A 14,969-nucleotide genomic window follows, 5' to 3' on the forward strand; every position below is an offset into this window, starting at 1 on the left:
CTTCCGTGACCGAGGTGTTCGGACGGTTCGTCAACGTCGTTGACGTCGAGTCGACGTGCTGGGCCGACCGCCCACCGCCCGGCGAGGCGAGCGAGATCATCGAGATCGGCGTCTGCGTGGTCGATACCGGGCAGTGGCGGCGGGTCGAGCGGCGGCGCATCCTTGTGCGGCCGCGCCGGTCGCGGGTCAGCTCCTTCTGCACCGGGTTGACCGGGCTCACCCAGGTCGATGTGGATGGTGGGCAGGAGTTCGCCGCGGCCTGTGCGCTGGTGGCCGGGGAGCTTCGCGGCCGTTTTCGGACCTGGGCCAGTTGGGGCGAGTACGACCGTAGGCAGTTCGAGCGCCAGTGCGCTCCGGGCGGTGCCGGGTACCCGTTCGGCAGCCGCCACATCAACGTCAAAGAGCGGTTCGCCACCGCCTTCGGCCTGCGCCGAGCCGTGGGCATGAGCCAGGCACTGGCGCACGCCGGACTGCCGCTGGAGGGTCGCCATCACCGCGGCGACGACGACGCCTGGAACATCGCCGCGATCGTCATCGAACTCGCCCGACTGGGCCACCCGATCACCGGGTGACGTCGACGGGCAGAGGGCCGGTCGTGACGGGTGGGCCGCTCCGGTGGGTTGACGTGGCCGCCGAGGTAGGTTTGCATGCATGGCGGACGAGGTTGTCGATAGCCCGGTAGGTTGGGTCGCCCGGCACATCAGCTCCTATGTGGACACCAATGGCAAGTCCGGGCATTACTTCCACGGCGTCGACGCGCTGCTGCTGACCACGAGGGGCCGCCGGTCCGGCAAGCTGCGGCGCACCGCGCTCTACTACGGAACCCGGGACGGCGACTTCGTGCTCGTCGCCTCCAACGGCGGCTCGGTCGGGCATCCGCTGTGGTACCGCAATCTGGTCGTCGACTCGCGCGTGACGGTCCAGGTCAAAGACGACGTCTTCGACGCGGTCGCGCGTACGGCGGTGGGCGAGGAGCGCGTCGAACTGTGGGACCGGATGGCCCAAATGTTCCCGAACTACGCCCGATACCAGGCGATGGTGGAGCGGGAGATCCCGGTCGTCGTGCTCACCCGGTCTGCTTAACGGTCTGGGTCACTGGCGGGCGGCGGTCAGGCGGTACAGCAGCCGGTACGGCAGGAGGCGGGCTATGACGGCAGCGGCCGTCGCGTCGCGCCCGATGACCCGGCGGGGTTTGGGGTTGGCGGCGGTCAGCGCGTCGGCCACGACCTGGGCGGCGCGCTCGGGCGCAATGCCGCGGGCGGCGCTCTTGGCGGCGTTGGTGCGGGCCGCTCGGATCTGGTCGGCGTAGCGGTCGGCCTCGGGCGGGAGCGTCTTGACGAGGTCGTCGGCCGCCGCGGTGCCGCGGCCCCAGATGGGTGTCGCGACCGCGCCCGGCTCGATCAGCACGACGCCTATGCCGGACGGCGCCAACTCCGCGCGCAGGCTGTCGGCCAGGCCGACCAGGCCGAATTTCGCGGCGTGGTACGGGCCCAGCATCGGGCCGGCCACCCGCCCGCCGATCGACCCGATCATCACGATGCGGGCGCTGTCGCCTTGGTGCCGGGCCTGGCGTAGGGCGGGCAGCATGACCTGGGTGACGAGTAGTTGACCGACCAGGTTGATCTCGATCTGGCGGCGGAACACGTCGATGGGCAGGAACTCCAGCGGGCCGGGCAGTGCCGCGCCGGCGTTGTTGACCAGCCCGTGCAATGGGCCCGCGGCGGACACTTGCTCGCCGGCGGCGCGTACGGATGCCTCGTCGGTGAGGTCGAGCCGGAGCACGCTCACCGCGTCCGGGTGGTCGCGTCGCAGTGCCTGCTCGTCTTCGTCGGTGCGTACCGCGGCCCAGACGTGGAACCCGCGGCCCGCCAACTCGGCGACGGATGCGCGCCCGATGCCGGTGGAGGCGCCGGTGACCACGACTGACCTTGGTGTCATGGCACTCAGTCCCATCCAGTACTCGATCCCATTAGGTTCTCCGTACCCTATACTCGGCGAACGATGGACGACAAGAGCCCGCTTCCGCTCCGCGAGCGCAAGCACCGCCGTACCCGCGAGGCGATCATCGAGGCGGCTATGACCCTGTTCGCCGAGCGCGGCTTCGACGGTGTCACCGTCACCGACATCGCCCAACGCGCCGAGGTGGGCCGTAGCACCTTCTTCCGCTACTTCACCGACAAGCAAGAGGTGCTCTTCGCCGACGACGCGGAGCTTCGCCAGCTGTTGATCGCGGCCTGCGAGCGGGTCGCCGCCGACCTCGCCCCGCTGGGCACCTGCCTGGCCGACGCGCTGGCCGTGACCCGGGCGGGGCTGCTAGCGCTGACCGGCCGGATCGCCGAGCGGTCGCACTGGCTGCCCGTCCGCGAACGGCTCATCGGCGAGCGCGCCGAACTGCGCGCCCGCACCCTCCTCAAGGAGCGCGGCTACGTCGAAGCCGGCATCGACGTACTCCAGCGTCATGGCGCCGCACCCGCGACCGCGCTGCTGGCCACGAACCTGGCCGCCGCCTGCTACGCGGCGGCCCACGCCCAAACCCTGGCCACCGGCAAGGACCTGCCAGCCGCCCTCGACGAGGCGTTCAGCCATCTGGCCGGGCTCGACACCCGGCGCCTACGCGACCGGCTCGACTGAGGCAATGGGGCCGGGGATCGAGGCGACCACGTCAACCGTGGCGGCGCCGGACGAGTTCTCGGGTGGACAGTCCGGCGGCCAGGAAGAGGGCGGCGAGCACGCCCTCAAGGCCGGGAAGTTAAGGGAACCGGTGCGTGTCAAGCGCTGACGACGCGAGCGGATCTTGGTGCTATCGGTCGGCGTCCTTGAACGACTGTGGCGAGAAACTGCCCGCCGCGGGGCAACTATTCGCCGCGGTCATGGATGGTCTGGGATCCTCGCGGTCGGTGCCGACACTGCTTGACAGCACCCTCGAACCCCTAACTACCCGGCCGTAGGGGCGCCCCCACGGCCGGGTAGTTAGGAGAACTCGGTACAGCGCAAGATGCGTCGACGGCGGCCGGTCATTCGACTTGGTGGGGTACACCGGGATCTTGGGTCCGGTTATGTCGGACACGTCCGGGCGCAAGATCCCGCCCTGCCCCACCAAGTCCACTGCCCAGCAAGCGACCAGCCGGCGCGGCTTGATAGCACCCAAGGACCCTTAACTACCCGGCCTTGAGCACGCCCCACCCGCCGCGGCCGTGGTCGATCGCGGTGGCGGTGACGACCAGCGGCGCGAGCATCGAGCCCAGCGCGGCGCCGGTCTGGCTGACGCCCTGGTAGGCGCCAGCGTTGTCCGGGTCGGCGAGCTCGAAGGCGAGCGTCCAGCTACCGGCCTCGGAGAGGACTTCGGCGAGGCTGTGCGCCACATGACGACCGCGACGCCGCCGGAGGTGGCGGCCGAGTAGAGCCCGCAGGCGAGGGTCGGGGTGAGGCCGGCGACGCGGGTGAAGAACAGCACGCTGACGCTGAAGAACACGCCCTCGGCGACCAACTGGCCGGCCGGACGGCAAATAGCAAAGGCAAGGAGATCCTCTCCTTGCCACTTCTAACCTATAGCGCACTGGGGGGCTTGCGGCAAGACCCGGGGCGTGGCGCAGAATCCTCGGCCGAGGCCACAACCGGGGGAAAAGGTGTGTCGCAATGATCGAGCCGTACGTGTTGGATCTTCAAGAGGTTGACGGGACGCGGGTCGCGGTCGTTGGCGGCAAGGGCGCGCACCTGGGGGAGTTGTCGCGGATCGAAGGCATCCGGGTGCCGGCCGGGTTTTGCGTGACGACGGACGCCTTCCGGCGGATCATGGCGGACGCGCCGTCGATCGACGATCGGCTCGATCGGCTGTCGCGCCGGAACCCGGATGACCGGGAGGTGATCCGCACGCTCAGCGCGGAGATCCGCCAAACCATCGAAGGGATCGCGATCCCTGACGATCTGGCGACGGCGATCACCCGCGCGCTCGCGCGGCTCGGCGAGCACGCCGCCTGCGCCGTGCGATCCAGCGCGACGGCCGAGGACCTGCCGACGGCTTCCTTCGCCGGTCAGCAGGACACCTACCTGAACGTCGTGGGTCCGGCGGCGATCCTCCAGCACGTCGGCCGGTGCTGGGCGTCGCTGTTCACCGAGCGGGCCGTGACCTACCGCCTGCGCAACGGCTTCGACCACCGGCAGGTCCGCATGGCCGTGGTCGTGCAGCAGATGGTCTTCCCGCAGGCGGCCGGCATCCTGTTCACGGCCGACCCCGTCACGGGCAACCGGAAGGTCGCCACCGTGGACGCCAGCTTCGGGCTCGGCGAGGCCCTGGTCTCCGGCCTGGTGAACCCGGACGTCTACAAGGTGCGAGACGGCGAGGTCGTCACCAAGGCGGTTGCCGCCAAACAGCGTGCCATCCACGCGTCGCCGGCCGGCGGGACGCAGGAGGTGGCGATCGACCCGCAGCGGCAGCGGCAGCCGGCGCTGACGGATGCGCAGGTCGTCCGGCTCGTGCGGCTCGGCCGGCGGATCGAAGCGCACTTCGGCCGCCCGCAGGACATCGAATGGTGCCTGGTCGATGACGGCTTCCAGATCGTTCAGAGCCGGCCGATCACCACGCTGTTCCCCATCCCCGAGACCGGCGACCAGGACAATCACGTCTACCTCTCCGTCGGCCACCAACAGATGATGACCGACCCCATGAAGCCGCTGGGCATCTCCGTGTGGCAGCTGACGGCCATGGCGCGGATGCACGAGGCCGGCGGGAGGCTGTTCGTCGACGCCACCCAGCGCCTGGCCTCGCCCGCGAGCCGCGCCGGCTTTCTGGAGATGGTGGGGAAATCCGATCCGCTGACCGGGGACGCGCTGGAGACCATCCTCGACCGCGACGACTTCGTCCCGACGCTCCCGGACGGTGGTACCGGCGGGCCGCCACCGGGCGGCGCATCCACCCCGATCGAGACCGATCCGGCCATCGTCACCGGGCTGATCGAGCGCAGCCAGGCGTCCATCGCCGCCCTGCGGCGCGACATCCGGACGAAGACCGGGCCGGCGCTGTTCGACTTCCTGCTGGAGGCGTTCCAGGAGCACAAGCGGGTCCTCAGCGATCCGCTGAGCGCACAGGCGATCATGGCGGGGATGGCGGCCACCTGGTGGCTCAACGACCGGCTGCGGGAGTGGCTGGGCGAGAAGGACGCGGCCGACACGCTCACGCTGTCCGCCCCCGACAACGTCACGTCGGAGATGGGGCTGGGGCTGCTCGACGTCGCGGACGTGATCCGCCCGCATCCGCAGGTGGTGGCGTTTCTGCAGGACGTCGAGGACGAGGGCTTCCTGGACGAGCTGCCGAAGCTTGCGGGCGGGAGCGAAGCGCGCGACGCCATCGAGGCATACCTCGACCGGTACGGCATGCGCTGCGGCGGCGAGATCGACATCACGAGGCCGCGTTGGCGCGAACGCCCCACCACGCTCGTGCCCGTGATCCTCGACAACATCAGGCTCTTCGAGCCGGGCGCTGCCAAACGGCGCTTCGAGCAAGGGCGGCAGGAGGCGCAGCGGAAGGAACAGGACGTGCTGTCACGCTTGCGGGCCCTGCCGGACGGTGCGCAGAAAGCCGACGAGACCAAGCGGATGATCGACCGGGTCCGGACCTTCATCGGGTACCGGGAGTACCCGAAGTACGACATCGTCAGCCGCTACTTCGTCTACAAGCAGGCATTGCTGGCGGAGGCCGAGCGCCTCGTGCGGGCCGACGTGCTCCCCGAGAAGGAGGACATCTTCTTCCTCACGTTCTCCGAGCTCCACGACGTCGTGCGCACCAACCAGGTGGATGACCACCTCCTCCAGCAGCGCAAGGACGCGTTCCGGTCGTACCAGGCGCTCACGCCACCCCGGGTGCTCACGTCGGATGGCGAGGCCGTCGCCGGGGCGTACCGGCGTGACGACGCCCCGGCTGGTGCCCTGATCGGCTTGCCGGTCTCCGCCGGGACCATCGAGGGGAGGGCCCGCGTCATCCTTGACATGGCGGAGGCAGATCTCGAAGCGGGCGACATCCTGGTCACCGCCTACACAGACCCCAGCTGGTCGCCCCTGTTCGTCGCGATCGCGGGCCTGGTGACGGAGGTGGGTGGCCTGATGACCCACGGCGCGGTGATCGCCCGGGAATACGGCTTGCCGGCCGTCGTGGGTGTGGAGCAGGCCACCCGGCTGATCCGGGACGGGCAGCGGATCCGCGTGCACGGATCCGACGGGTACGTCGAGATCCTGCCTTGATGGTCACGCCGTCGACTTGTTGCGACGTCCGCCGGTCGTGGCGAGCATCCGCGACGAGATGGCCAGCCGCTTCGCCAGCTTGTAGGTCTTGATCGGGCTGCTGCTGACCGTCTCCTTGTAGAAGATGGCCGCCCGACCGGTGAGGTACCAGCGCCGAGGGGTGTCGTCGCCGTAGGTGAACTGGATGACCGCGTCCTTGCGCCCGAGGCTGACCGGCTGGTGGAGGTAGCCGAAGCGGAACGGCTTGAGCTGCTTGCCCTGCAACTGGCGGGCGATGTTCTCGGCGGCGTGCGCCGCGGTCGGAATGCCGCTCTGGCAGGTGCCGTGGATGACGCCGTACGCCTGGCGGATCGCGGCCGCGTCGCCGACGGCGTAGATCTCCGGGTGCGACACCGACCGCAGCATGGCATCGGTGATGATGCGCCCGTGCTCGTCGGTGGCGATCCGGGACTCGGTGGCCAGTGGGGCCACGCGCACGCCGGTGGTCCACAGGCAGCCGTCGGCGGCGACGAACTCGCCACCTTCCAGTTCGACCCCGCCCGGCATTACCTTGGTCACGCTGACGCCCGCCCGGACGGTCACGCCCAGCCGATCCAATGCCGCCATCAGGTACGCGCGGGCCTTGGTGCCCATCATCGCGGCCGGCTCGCCCTGGCTGAGCAGGGTGACCCGGACGTTCGGGTGGGACTCGGCGATCTCGGTCGCGGCCTCGATCCCGGTCAGGCCGGCGCCGCAGACGAGGAATTCGCTGTTGCCCTGGTGCGCGAGGTGTGCGGCCATGTCCTGTGCGCTCTGCGGGCTGTTGAGGGTGAAGGCGTGCTCGGCGACGCCGGGGACGCGGCTGGTGTCGGTGGTGCTGCCGATCGCGTACACCAGTGTGTCGTAGCCGATTGAGACCTTGCCGCCGTCCACGGTGGACACCGCGACGGTGCGCGCGGCGGTGTCGATCCCGGTCGCCCAGCCTTGTACGAAGTCGATGCCGGTGCCGGCCACGATGTCCGGGATGAGGTGCTCGGCGAGCTGCTGGCCGGTGGCGACCTGGTGCATCCGCAGCCGCTCGGTGAACCTTTCCCACGGGTTGACGAGGGTGACGTGCACCTGTCCCTTGGCACGTTTCGCCGCGCCGAGGGCCGCGAGCATGCCGGTGTATCCGGCGCCGATCACAACTACCTGCTTGATGTCAGTCATGCCCCACGGACGAGACGGCCGCACCCAACCGTGAGCCGCTGTGACCGCCGTCACAAACCAGTGACGGCGGTGAGCTTCTCCGGATTGCTGATCAGGTGAATCTCCCGGGCGCGCCCGTCGACGAGGTGCAGCACGATGACCGCCGCCGGGGTGTCGCCGGAGTAGATGACGATGCCGGGGCCGCCGTTGACCTCGGTCACCACCACCCGCGGCTCCTGCGGCATGCGACCGGCGAAGGTGACGAGCGCCCGCGCCACCAGGTCGATTCCCTCGATCGCCTTGCGCGGCGCCGGCGCCAGCCCGCCGCCGTCGCACACCAGCCGGACGTCCGGCGCCAGCACCTGCATCAGCGCGGCAAGATCACCACCGGTGCTCGCCGACATGAACGACTCCGTCACCTTGCGCCGGGTCGCCTGATCGGTGTCATAGCGCCGCCGCTTGCGGCTCACATGCTCACGGGCGCGCGACGCCGTCTGGCGCACCGATTCGGGGCTGCGCTCGACAATCGTGGCGATCTCGCCGTACGAGTAGCCGAACGCCTCGTGCAACACGAAGACCGCCCGCTCCAGGGACGACAACGACTCCAGGACCAGCAGCATGGCCAGCGACACCGACTCCGAGCGGGCCACGTCCTCGGCGACGTCGGGCGTGGTCAGAATGGGCTCGGGCAGCCACGGCCCGACGTAGGTCTCGCGCCGGGACGCGGCGCTGCGCAGGCGATCGATCGCCAGCCGGGTGGTCACCCGGACCAGATAGCCCTCCGGGTTCTCGACCTGCCCGGCGTCGACAGCGCTCCACCGCAGCCACGCGTCCTGCACGACATCCTCGGCGTCGCTCCAGCGGCCGAGCACCCGGTACGCGACGGCGTGGAGACGGGAACGATGCTGGCCAAAGATCGCGTCATGCTGCACCCGCCAAGCCTAAGGCGTGTTTTTCGGCGACCCGCGCGGTACGAAGGTAGGGGACCTGAGCCTCTGCGGGCATCTCTCTCAACCACGCCGAGCCGTCGCTGGACGCGCGGGGGAGATGACCGCTGCGCCCGGCTGGCGCGGAGCGTGGAATCTGGTCAGGGCCCGGCAAGGTCACCAGCGCGCGTTGCGGCTGTGGCGTGCCGGGCGCCTGCGCCGCGCCCAACAGCAGGTCGTCAGAGCCATCGCCCTCTTCGACGGCGCCGCTGTCGTGGAGTTGGTCGGCGCGCTGCTCACCCTCGCCGACTTCGAGTTTCAGCTGGCCCGCTACGCCGATGCCGAAGCCACCCTAGGGCGAGCCATCCGCCTGCTCGACGCGGCGCCGCGTGCTGAGCCGTGCCAGGCCACGCTGGTCGACGCGTTGATCCGCCTCGCCAACAGTCAACGCCGGCAGGGCAAGCTCGACGTCGCCGAAGCCACGTTGCGTGGCGCCATCGCCGGTCCTGCCGAGCACGCCACACCGGTGGAACCGCTCAGCGCGGTCAACAACGCGCTCGGCGTGGTGTACAAGGACGCCGGCCGCTATGCCGAGGCAGCAGAGCGCTACGCCGCCGCCCTCGCCACGTCCACGCACACCGACCTGACGGCCTGCATTTACCACAACCTGGCCGGGTTGGCGCACGCCGAGGGCCGGTTCGCCGACGCCCTGACACCGGCCCGCACCGCCCTCATGCTGCACCGGCGCGAGCACGGCCCGACCGCGACCGAGGTCGCCGCGGACGCGGCGGTACTCGGTGCGGTCCTGCTCGGCTTGGGCCACCTCGACGAGGCCGAAACCCAACTCGGCCAGGCGTACCGGATCTGGGTCCGTCGCTTCGGCCCGGACCACTACGAGGTCGCCGTGTGCCTGCACAGTCTCGGTGTGGCGCGGTACCGCCGCGGCGATCCGGCGGCGGCCCTTCGCTCGTTGGACGAGGCGCTACGGATCAAGACCAGCGTGCTCGGCCCCGACCACCCGGAAATCGCCGCCCTGCAACACAACCTGGCCGTCGTGCACGCCCACCCACGCCCGGCACGGTAATGAGGGTTCTACGGCACCGCGGGGCGCGGTGGCATCAGGCCGTGTTCGTACGCGAATACGACAATTTGGACGCGGTCGCGCAGTCCGAGCTTGCGGAGGATCGCGCCGATGTGCGTCTTCACTGTGGACTCGCTCGCGTACACCGTGGCGGCTATCTCGGCATTGGACATGCCGCGTGCGGCGGCGGTGAAGACGTCCCGTTCCTTGTCGGTGAGGGCGAGGTAGGACTCGGGCGTCGGGACGGGTGCCCGGAAGTGGTTGTCCATCAGGGCTGTCAGGTCGGGCGGTGCGAGGACGGCGTTGCCGGAATGGACGGTGCGGATGGCGTCGCGCAGCATCACCGGGGTGGTGTCTTTGAGGAGGAAGCCGCTCGCGCCGTAGCGGATCGCGGTGGCCGCCCGGTCGTCCAGGTTGAAGGTGGTCAGGACCAGCACGCGCACGGGTTTGGCCCGCCTGCGGACCCGCTCGGGCAGAAAGATCTGCCGGGTCGCCTCGACGCCGTCCATGTGCGGCATCCGGATGTCCATCAGCACGACGTCGGGTGCCAGGTCGTCGACGAGGCGGACCGCCTCGAGCCCGTCGCCGGCGGCGCCGACCACCGACATGCCGTCTTGCGCGTCCACGATGACCGCTACGCCCGAGCGGAACAGTTCCTGGTCGTCGGCGAGCAGCACGCTGATCGGGTCGGTCACGGCAGTGACCGCCGCACGGGGATCCACGCGGTCGCGGTGAACCTTGGCTCGCCGGCGACGTCACGCCGGTCGACGTCGAGCCGGCCGCCGGCGGACTCGACCCGTTCCCGCATGCCGGTCAGGCCCTGGCCGGCGGTCCAGTCCGGCAGCCAGGTGGCGGGCTCGGCCGCCGCGACGTTGCTCACCGAGATCCTCAGCGTGGCCTCCCAATCTCCGTCCGGCCATCGGCGTTCCACGGTGATGGGGCGATCACGCCGGCCGTGTTTCATCGCGTTTGTCGCCATTTCCTGCAGCGTCCGGAACGCGGTCAGTTCGAGCTCGGGCGGCATCGGCTGGGGCGCGCCGGACTCCGTCGAGGCGACCTCGTGGCCGCTCGTGCGCAGCCCTTCGACGAGGCTGTCCAGCCCTGGCGTGGGAGCCGCGATGCCCTCCTGTGTGGCCGACAGCACGTGCCGGACGCTCTGCAGCGAGGTGCGGGCCGAGTCGGCGATGTTGGCCAGGGTCGTCTTGAGGGCCGCTGGATCGCCGTCGGGCAGGTACTGGCCCGACTCGGCCTGGGCGAGGATCACCGCGAGCGAGTGGCCGACCACGTCGTGTACGTCGCGGGCGAGACGGGCTTGGTCTTCGCGTAGCCGGGCGATCTGCCGCGCCTGCGCCCGGTCCGCCTCGGCCCGGGCGACGTCGACCGAGGCCAGGTCGGCCGTCGTCCGAGCTCCCGCGGCCACGCGCAGCACCATGCCGGCCATCCACGGCAGACCCAGCAGCGCCGCGCCGATGACGATGGCACCCGGCTGCCACTGCTCCGCGAGGTTCGCCAGGGCGCTCAGGTCGATGAAGCCGGACAGGACCCGCCGGATGTCGCTGGCGAGGAAGCGGACGGCGACGATCGCGCCGGCCGGGATGGACAGCGCGCTGAGCCAGACGATCGCCGTGCTGCCCCAGCGGGCCGTGCCGAACGCCACCACCACGACCGCCAGCTCGGTGGCGAGGATCGGTACGCCGACCAGCACATGTGTCCCGGCCAGCACCCACACCGTCGCCAGCGCGGCGCCGGGGGCGAGGCGGCTGAGACCGATCGCCGCCCCCATGACGATCGCGACCACCGCGAGCAGCGCCACCTGACGGTAGGGGCTCAGCCCGAGCGGCACGGCCCCGGCGTATTCGTCGAACGCGCCGTAGTTCAGGATCGCGATGACCAACCCGAGAGCCGCCACGATCAGCCCGGCCGCGGCGTCCGGCAGCCACTCCTGCCACGCAGCGTCAGGATGGGGCGGCGAGTGCATCGCTGATCAGCGTATCGAGCAGTTCCGGGTACGCGATGCCCGCCGCGGCGAACATCCGCGGTACCTGCGACTGGCTGGTGAAGCCGGGCGTGGTGTTGACCTCGTTGAGGACCGGACCGTCCGCGGTGAGGAAGAAGTCGACCCGCGCGACGCCACGGCACCCCAGCGCGTCGTACGTCGCCAGCGCGGCGTGCTCGAGCGCCTTGCGGTCCGCCTCGTCCAGCGGAGCCGGTACCCGGAACACAGCCGATCCGTCGTACTTCGTGGCGTAGTCGAAAACGCCGCCGGCGACCACGACTTCCAGCGCGGGGGCGACGATCCGGGTCCCGTCCGGGCGGGCCAGCACGGCGAGATCCACCTCCCGGCCGTCGACGACGTCCTCGACCAGCACCCGGTGGTCCACCGCGAGCGCGGCGGCGAGCGCGGTGGCCAGCTGCCCGGGCCGGTCCACCCGGGCGACGCCTTGGCTCGAGCCGGCCGAGACCGGTTTGACGACGACCGGGTGGGTCCAGGCGTACGTGGCGGCGGTCGCGGCGGTGAGCAGGACACCCGGCGCGGTCGCGATGCCGATGGCCTCCGCCACCAGCTTGGTCACCCACTTGTCCATCGCGACGGCGCCGGCGGTCAGCCCGGAGCCGACGTACGGCACGCCGGCGAGGTCGAGCAGGGCCGACAGCGTGCCGTCCTCACCGCGTGGCCCGTGCACCAGCGGCATCGCCACGTCGCAGCCGCGCAGCACCTCGACAGCGGCGGCCAGACCGATCGGCCGGTCGCTCCCGTCCCGCCAGCCGCCGTCGACGCCGATGGTCAGGACCACCACGTCGTACCGGTGGGGACCGAGCGCGGCAGCGGCAGCGGCCGCGGAAGCGAGGGAAACCTCGTGTTCGCAGTTCTGGCCGCCGCCGATGACGGCGACGCGGGAACGGGGTGTGTTCATGGCAGGTTCCCATCCGGGGCGGGGTGGTCGGCGGCGATGACGTGGCGGCGGAGCCGGGGGCCGAGCCGGGTCACCAGCTCGTGCGGGATCGTGTCGGCCCAGCCGGCCCAGTCCGCGAGCGTCGGCTCCCCGGCGTCGCCCGGGCCGAACACGGTGGCGGTCTCGCCGGGCCGCACCGGATCGGTGCCGAGATCGACGACGAACTGATCCATGGAGATCCGGCCGGCGAGGCGGCGTCGCCGGCCGCGGACGTGCACCTCGGCACGGGGCCAGGCATTGCGTGGCAGGCCGTCGGCGTACCCGACGGGTACCAAGCCGAGGGTGGTCGCCGCCCCCGTCCGCCAGGCGTGCCCGTAGCCGACCGGGGTCCCCGCCGGGACGCGTCGCACGGCCACGATGGGAGCGGTCAGGCTCAGCGCGGTGCGCAGAGCGGTGGTACCGGTCGGGTCGATGCCGACCAGCGCCGCGCCGACGCGTACCAAATCGAAGTGGGATCGTGGATCGGTGAGGGCCGCCGCCGAGGCGGCCAGATGGCGCACGGCGGGCCGCAGCCCCGCGCCGCGGGCTATGGCCGCGCCCCACTCGAACAGGCGCCGGCCGGCCGCGTTGGCCGGGTGCCCCGGTGTCTCGGCGCACGCGAGGTGTCCCATCACCCCGACCACCCGGATCCGCCCGTCCTGCTCGGCCGCGCGGGCCCGCCGGCACAGGTCGAGCCACGCCTCCGGCTCGGCGCCGTCGCGGGCCATGCCGGTGTCCAGATGCAGATGAACGCGGGCGGGACCGGCCGCGCCGGCGATCGCGTCGAGGTGGGCGCCGCTGGGGACCGCCAGGTCGACCCCTCGGCGCACCGCCGCGCCGAAGTCGGCGTCGAGCGGGTTGAGCCAGCTCAGCACGGGTACCCGCAGCCCAGCATCGCGCAGCGCGACGGCTTCGTCGACGCTCGTCACGCCCAGCCAACCCGCCCCGGCGGCCACGGCCGTGCGGGCGACGTCGACGGCGCTGTGGCCGAAGCCGTCCGCCTTGACCACGGCCATCAACCCCGCCGCGGTACGCCGCCTGAGCAGCCGGACGTTCTCCGCGACCGCGCCCAGGTCGACCGTCAGCCGCGCGGCTCCGCCAAGCGCCTCCCGCCGGGCGAGCGCGAGTGCCGTCATCCGGCCGGCTCCGCCAGGACCGGGCCGTACAGCGCGGCGGGCGCGCCGGTCATCAAGGCCCAGTACCGGTCGCCGTAGCTCCAGTGCCACCACTCCGTCGGGTAGTTCACCAGGCCAGCACCGCTCAGCACCTTCGCCATCAGCTCCCGGCGCGCCCGGGTGTCCGTGTCGATCCCCGCCGCGGCGAAGTAGCAAGCGCCGCCGGACTGCTCGGGCGTCGCGTCGATCGGCGTACCCATGTCCAACTCCGCGCCCTCGGGGTCCACCAGCGTCAGATCCACCGCCGCGGCCGCGACGTGCGGAGCCACCTCGACCGGCGACACGAACCTGCTCGTCAGACGGTGCAGCTCGGCGTCGGGCAGCCCCGGGTGAAGGCGACGTAGCTCCGTCGAATAGGCCGCGATGATGGACCGCTGCTGCCGAACCGGACGGTGACCCTCCACCACCCGCAGCCGAAGGTCGGCCGGTAAGGCGTCCCGAGCGGCGGCGAGCCGTTCCGCCAGGCCCCGACGAACCCACGCCCGCGCCGGCCCGAAGTCCGCGTCGAGGCGTACCAACGGCTCGGCGGCGTCGTGCACCGGCACGGCCGCGACCCGAGGATCGGAAAGCAAGACTGTCATGATCCGACGGTGGCGGCGTGCGGAGCGGGGCGCCTCCGTCTCAGGTGCCGCAGCGTCGTCCTCAGGTAGCGAAGGACCGGCACCCCGGGTGGTCGGGAGCGGGGTAGCCTGTGCCGGGCTCGATCATGGAGGTCTGTGATGCTCGACGGCATGCCCGTGCTGCGTGACGCGGTGCAGGCGTATCGGGCCGCGGCGACGGCCGCGGGTGTGCCGTGGACCGATGATGGCGACCGCGGCGACGAGCTGCCGCTCGACGTACTTCGCCGGGTCTTCGACGTGGACCACATCGCCGAGCAACTGATCTGGCTCCGATCCCAGCGATGGCTGTACGGGCCGGTCTTGCCGAGCGGCGCGTACATGCTGCCGTGTACCGACGCGGACGAGTTGCTCAACTACTTGTCCTTCGCGGTCGCGACCCCTTCCATTGGCGGCACCAGCTTCCCCTGTTCTTCACCGACCACCTGGTTTTTACCTGCGTGCTCACCGGCGACCGGGAGGGAGAGGTCTGGCGCTACCAGATCGACGCTGACGACTGGAACCCGCTTCGCGCCGCCCCCAGCCTGGCCACGCTGTTCACCGAATGGACGAACGGGTTCGCGGCCAACGTGTACGACCGCTCCCCGTACGACAGCTGGCTCCACATCGGCTATGGCGGCGGCCGCCCGTTCGAGGTGCTCCGGGAACGAGCCCTCGACCCCTTCGCCTTCCCCGTGCACATCTCCTCGTACCCGTACGCGGACGTGATCCGGGCACGGCAACAAGAATGCGGTGTCGATGTAGACCGCGCCGATCAGTACGAGTCCCACGAGGAATTGCTCGACGCCATCAACGCCGCTCGCGCGTCCCTCCGCCCAGATCCGCACTGAGCCTCT

16 protein-coding genes are annotated in these 14,969 nt (G+C 71.0%); 6 read left to right on the forward strand and 10 right to left on the reverse strand.

The window, feature by feature from the left end:
- The first annotated feature begins 5 nt into the window (after window positions 1-5).
- Window positions 6-572, forward strand: coding sequence for a 3'-5' exonuclease (locus Prum_RS34340; protein ID WP_173080352.1), 567 nt, complete (start codon window positions 6-8; stop codon window positions 570-572).
- Between the two features lie 79 nt (window positions 573-651).
- Window positions 652-1,083: a nitroreductase family deazaflavin-dependent oxidoreductase gene (locus Prum_RS34345; protein ID WP_173080354.1), complete on the forward strand. Its 432-nt coding sequence runs from the start codon at window positions 652-654 to the stop codon at window positions 1,081-1,083.
- 9 nt (window positions 1,084-1,092) lie between these two features.
- Here the strand turns inward: Prum_RS34345 and Prum_RS34350 are convergent, their stop codons facing one another.
- The gene (locus Prum_RS34350) at window positions 1,093-1,953 is read right to left on the reverse strand and encodes an SDR family oxidoreductase (RefSeq protein WP_246278270.1); all 861 of its coding nucleotides are present in this window, start codon (window positions 1,951-1,953) and stop codon (window positions 1,093-1,095) included.
- Between the two features lie 48 nt (window positions 1,954-2,001).
- Here Prum_RS34350 and Prum_RS34355 point away from each other — a divergent pair, with 48 nt between their 5' ends.
- Window positions 2,002-2,631, forward strand: coding sequence for a TetR/AcrR family transcriptional regulator (locus tag Prum_RS34355; protein ID WP_173080356.1), 630 nt, complete (start codon window positions 2,002-2,004; stop codon window positions 2,629-2,631).
- Window positions 2,632-3,158: 527 nt separating this feature from the next.
- Here the strand turns inward: Prum_RS34355 and Prum_RS34360 are convergent.
- A complete protein-coding gene (locus Prum_RS34360; protein WP_246278271.1) occupies window positions 3,159-3,362 on the reverse strand; it encodes a hypothetical protein in 204 nt (67 codons plus the stop codon).
- Window positions 3,363-3,636: 274 nt separating this feature from the next.
- Between Prum_RS34360 and rph the strand changes: the two genes are divergently transcribed.
- Entirely contained in the window at window positions 3,637-6,234 is a 2,598-nt protein-coding gene (gene rph / locus Prum_RS34365; protein ID WP_173080358.1) for a rifamycin-inactivating phosphotransferase, read from the forward strand.
- Window positions 6,235-6,237: 3 nt separating this feature from the next.
- Here rph and Prum_RS34370 read toward each other — a convergent pair whose 3' ends face one another.
- On the reverse strand, window positions 6,238-7,422 hold the full coding sequence (locus Prum_RS34370) for an NAD(P)/FAD-dependent oxidoreductase (RefSeq protein ID WP_173080360.1): 1,185 nt from the start codon (window positions 7,420-7,422) through the stop codon (window positions 6,238-6,240).
- Window positions 7,423-7,472: 50 nt separating this feature from the next.
- Window positions 7,473-8,333 carry an RNA polymerase sigma factor SigJ gene (gene sigJ, locus Prum_RS34375; RefSeq protein WP_173080362.1) on the reverse strand — a complete coding sequence of 287 codons (861 nt, stop codon included), beginning with the start codon at window positions 8,331-8,333 and terminating at the stop codon, window positions 7,473-7,475.
- A gap of 115 nt (window positions 8,334-8,448) precedes the next feature.
- On the opposite strand from sigJ, the gene Prum_RS34380 reads away from it, so the two are divergent.
- Window positions 8,449-9,411 carry a tetratricopeptide repeat protein gene (locus Prum_RS34380; RefSeq protein ID WP_173080364.1) on the forward strand — a complete coding sequence of 321 codons (963 nt, stop codon included), beginning with the start codon at window positions 8,449-8,451 and terminating at the stop codon, window positions 9,409-9,411.
- 8 nt (window positions 9,412-9,419) lie between these two features.
- Here the strand turns inward: Prum_RS34380 and Prum_RS34385 are convergent, their stop codons facing one another.
- From Prum_RS34385 to Prum_RS52315, 6 genes are all read right to left on the reverse strand, one after another.
- A complete protein-coding gene (locus Prum_RS34385) occupies window positions 9,420-10,103 on the reverse strand; it encodes a response regulator (RefSeq protein WP_173080366.1) in 684 nt (227 codons plus the stop codon).
- Window positions 10,100-11,386: a sensor histidine kinase gene (locus Prum_RS34390; RefSeq protein WP_173080368.1), complete on the reverse strand. Its 1,287-nt coding sequence runs from the start codon at window positions 11,384-11,386 to the stop codon at window positions 10,100-10,102. The genes Prum_RS34385 and Prum_RS34390 overlap by 4 nt, the downstream gene beginning before the upstream one ends.
- On the reverse strand, window positions 11,364-12,323 hold the full coding sequence (locus Prum_RS34395; RefSeq protein WP_173080370.1) for a D-alanine--D-alanine ligase family protein: 960 nt from the start codon (window positions 12,321-12,323) through the stop codon (window positions 11,364-11,366). The genes Prum_RS34390 and Prum_RS34395 overlap by 23 nt, the downstream gene beginning before the upstream one ends.
- On the reverse strand, window positions 12,320-13,477 hold the full coding sequence (gene alr, locus Prum_RS34400) for an alanine racemase (protein ID WP_173080372.1): 1,158 nt from the start codon (window positions 13,475-13,477) through the stop codon (window positions 12,320-12,322). The genes Prum_RS34395 and alr overlap by 4 nt, the downstream gene beginning before the upstream one ends.
- Complete coding sequence (locus Prum_RS34405) at window positions 13,474-14,097, reverse strand: M15 family metallopeptidase (protein WP_173080374.1); 624 nt, start codon at window positions 14,095-14,097, stop codon at window positions 13,474-13,476. The genes alr and Prum_RS34405 overlap by 4 nt, the downstream gene beginning before the upstream one ends.
- 123 nt (window positions 14,098-14,220) lie before the next feature.
- Entirely contained in the window at window positions 14,221-14,394 is a 174-nt protein-coding gene (locus Prum_RS52315) for a hypothetical protein (RefSeq protein WP_246278272.1), read from the reverse strand.
- A 179-nt stretch (window positions 14,395-14,573) separates the two neighbouring features.
- Between Prum_RS52315 and Prum_RS52320 the strand changes: the two genes are divergently transcribed.
- Complete coding sequence (locus Prum_RS52320) at window positions 14,574-14,963, forward strand: hypothetical protein (protein WP_246278273.1); 390 nt, start codon at window positions 14,574-14,576, stop codon at window positions 14,961-14,963.
- Window positions 14,964-14,969: the final 6 nt, after the last annotated feature.

This window comes from Phytohabitans rumicis (assembly GCF_011764445.1).
Classification (GTDB): domain Bacteria; phylum Actinomycetota; class Actinomycetes; order Mycobacteriales; family Micromonosporaceae; genus Phytohabitans; species Phytohabitans rumicis.

Bases quoted from the DNA above. Each gene is read 5' to 3' on its own strand.
- rph (WP_173080358.1), top strand. From the start codon at position 3,637: ATGATCGAGCCGTACGTGTTGGATCTTCAAGAGGTTGACGGGACGCGG.
- Prum_RS34380 (WP_173080364.1), top strand. From the start codon at position 8,449: ATGACCGCTGCGCCCGGCTGGCGCGGAGCGTGGAATCTGGTCAGGGCC.
- Prum_RS34345 (WP_173080354.1), top strand. From the start codon at position 652: ATGGCGGACGAGGTTGTCGATAGCCCGGTAGGTTGGGTCGCCCGGCAC.
- Prum_RS34405 (WP_173080374.1), bottom strand. From the start codon at position 14,097: ATGACAGTCTTGCTTTCCGATCCTCGGGTCGCGGCCGTGCCGGTGCAC.
- alr (WP_173080372.1), bottom strand. From the start codon at position 13,477: ATGACGGCACTCGCGCTCGCCCGGCGGGAGGCGCTTGGCGGAGCCGCG.
- Prum_RS34390 (WP_173080368.1), bottom strand. From the start codon at position 11,386: ATGCACTCGCCGCCCCATCCTGACGCTGCGTGGCAGGAGTGGCTGCCG.
- Prum_RS34370 (WP_173080360.1), bottom strand. From the start codon at position 7,422: ATGACTGACATCAAGCAGGTAGTTGTGATCGGCGCCGGATACACCGGC.
- Prum_RS34350 (WP_246278270.1), bottom strand. From the start codon at position 1,953: ATGGGACTGAGTGCCATGACACCAAGGTCAGTCGTGGTCACCGGCGCC.
- Prum_RS34355 (WP_173080356.1), top strand. From the start codon at position 2,002: ATGGACGACAAGAGCCCGCTTCCGCTCCGCGAGCGCAAGCACCGCCGT.
- Prum_RS34395 (WP_173080370.1), bottom strand. From the start codon at position 12,323: ATGAACACACCCCGTTCCCGCGTCGCCGTCATCGGCGGCGGCCAGAAC.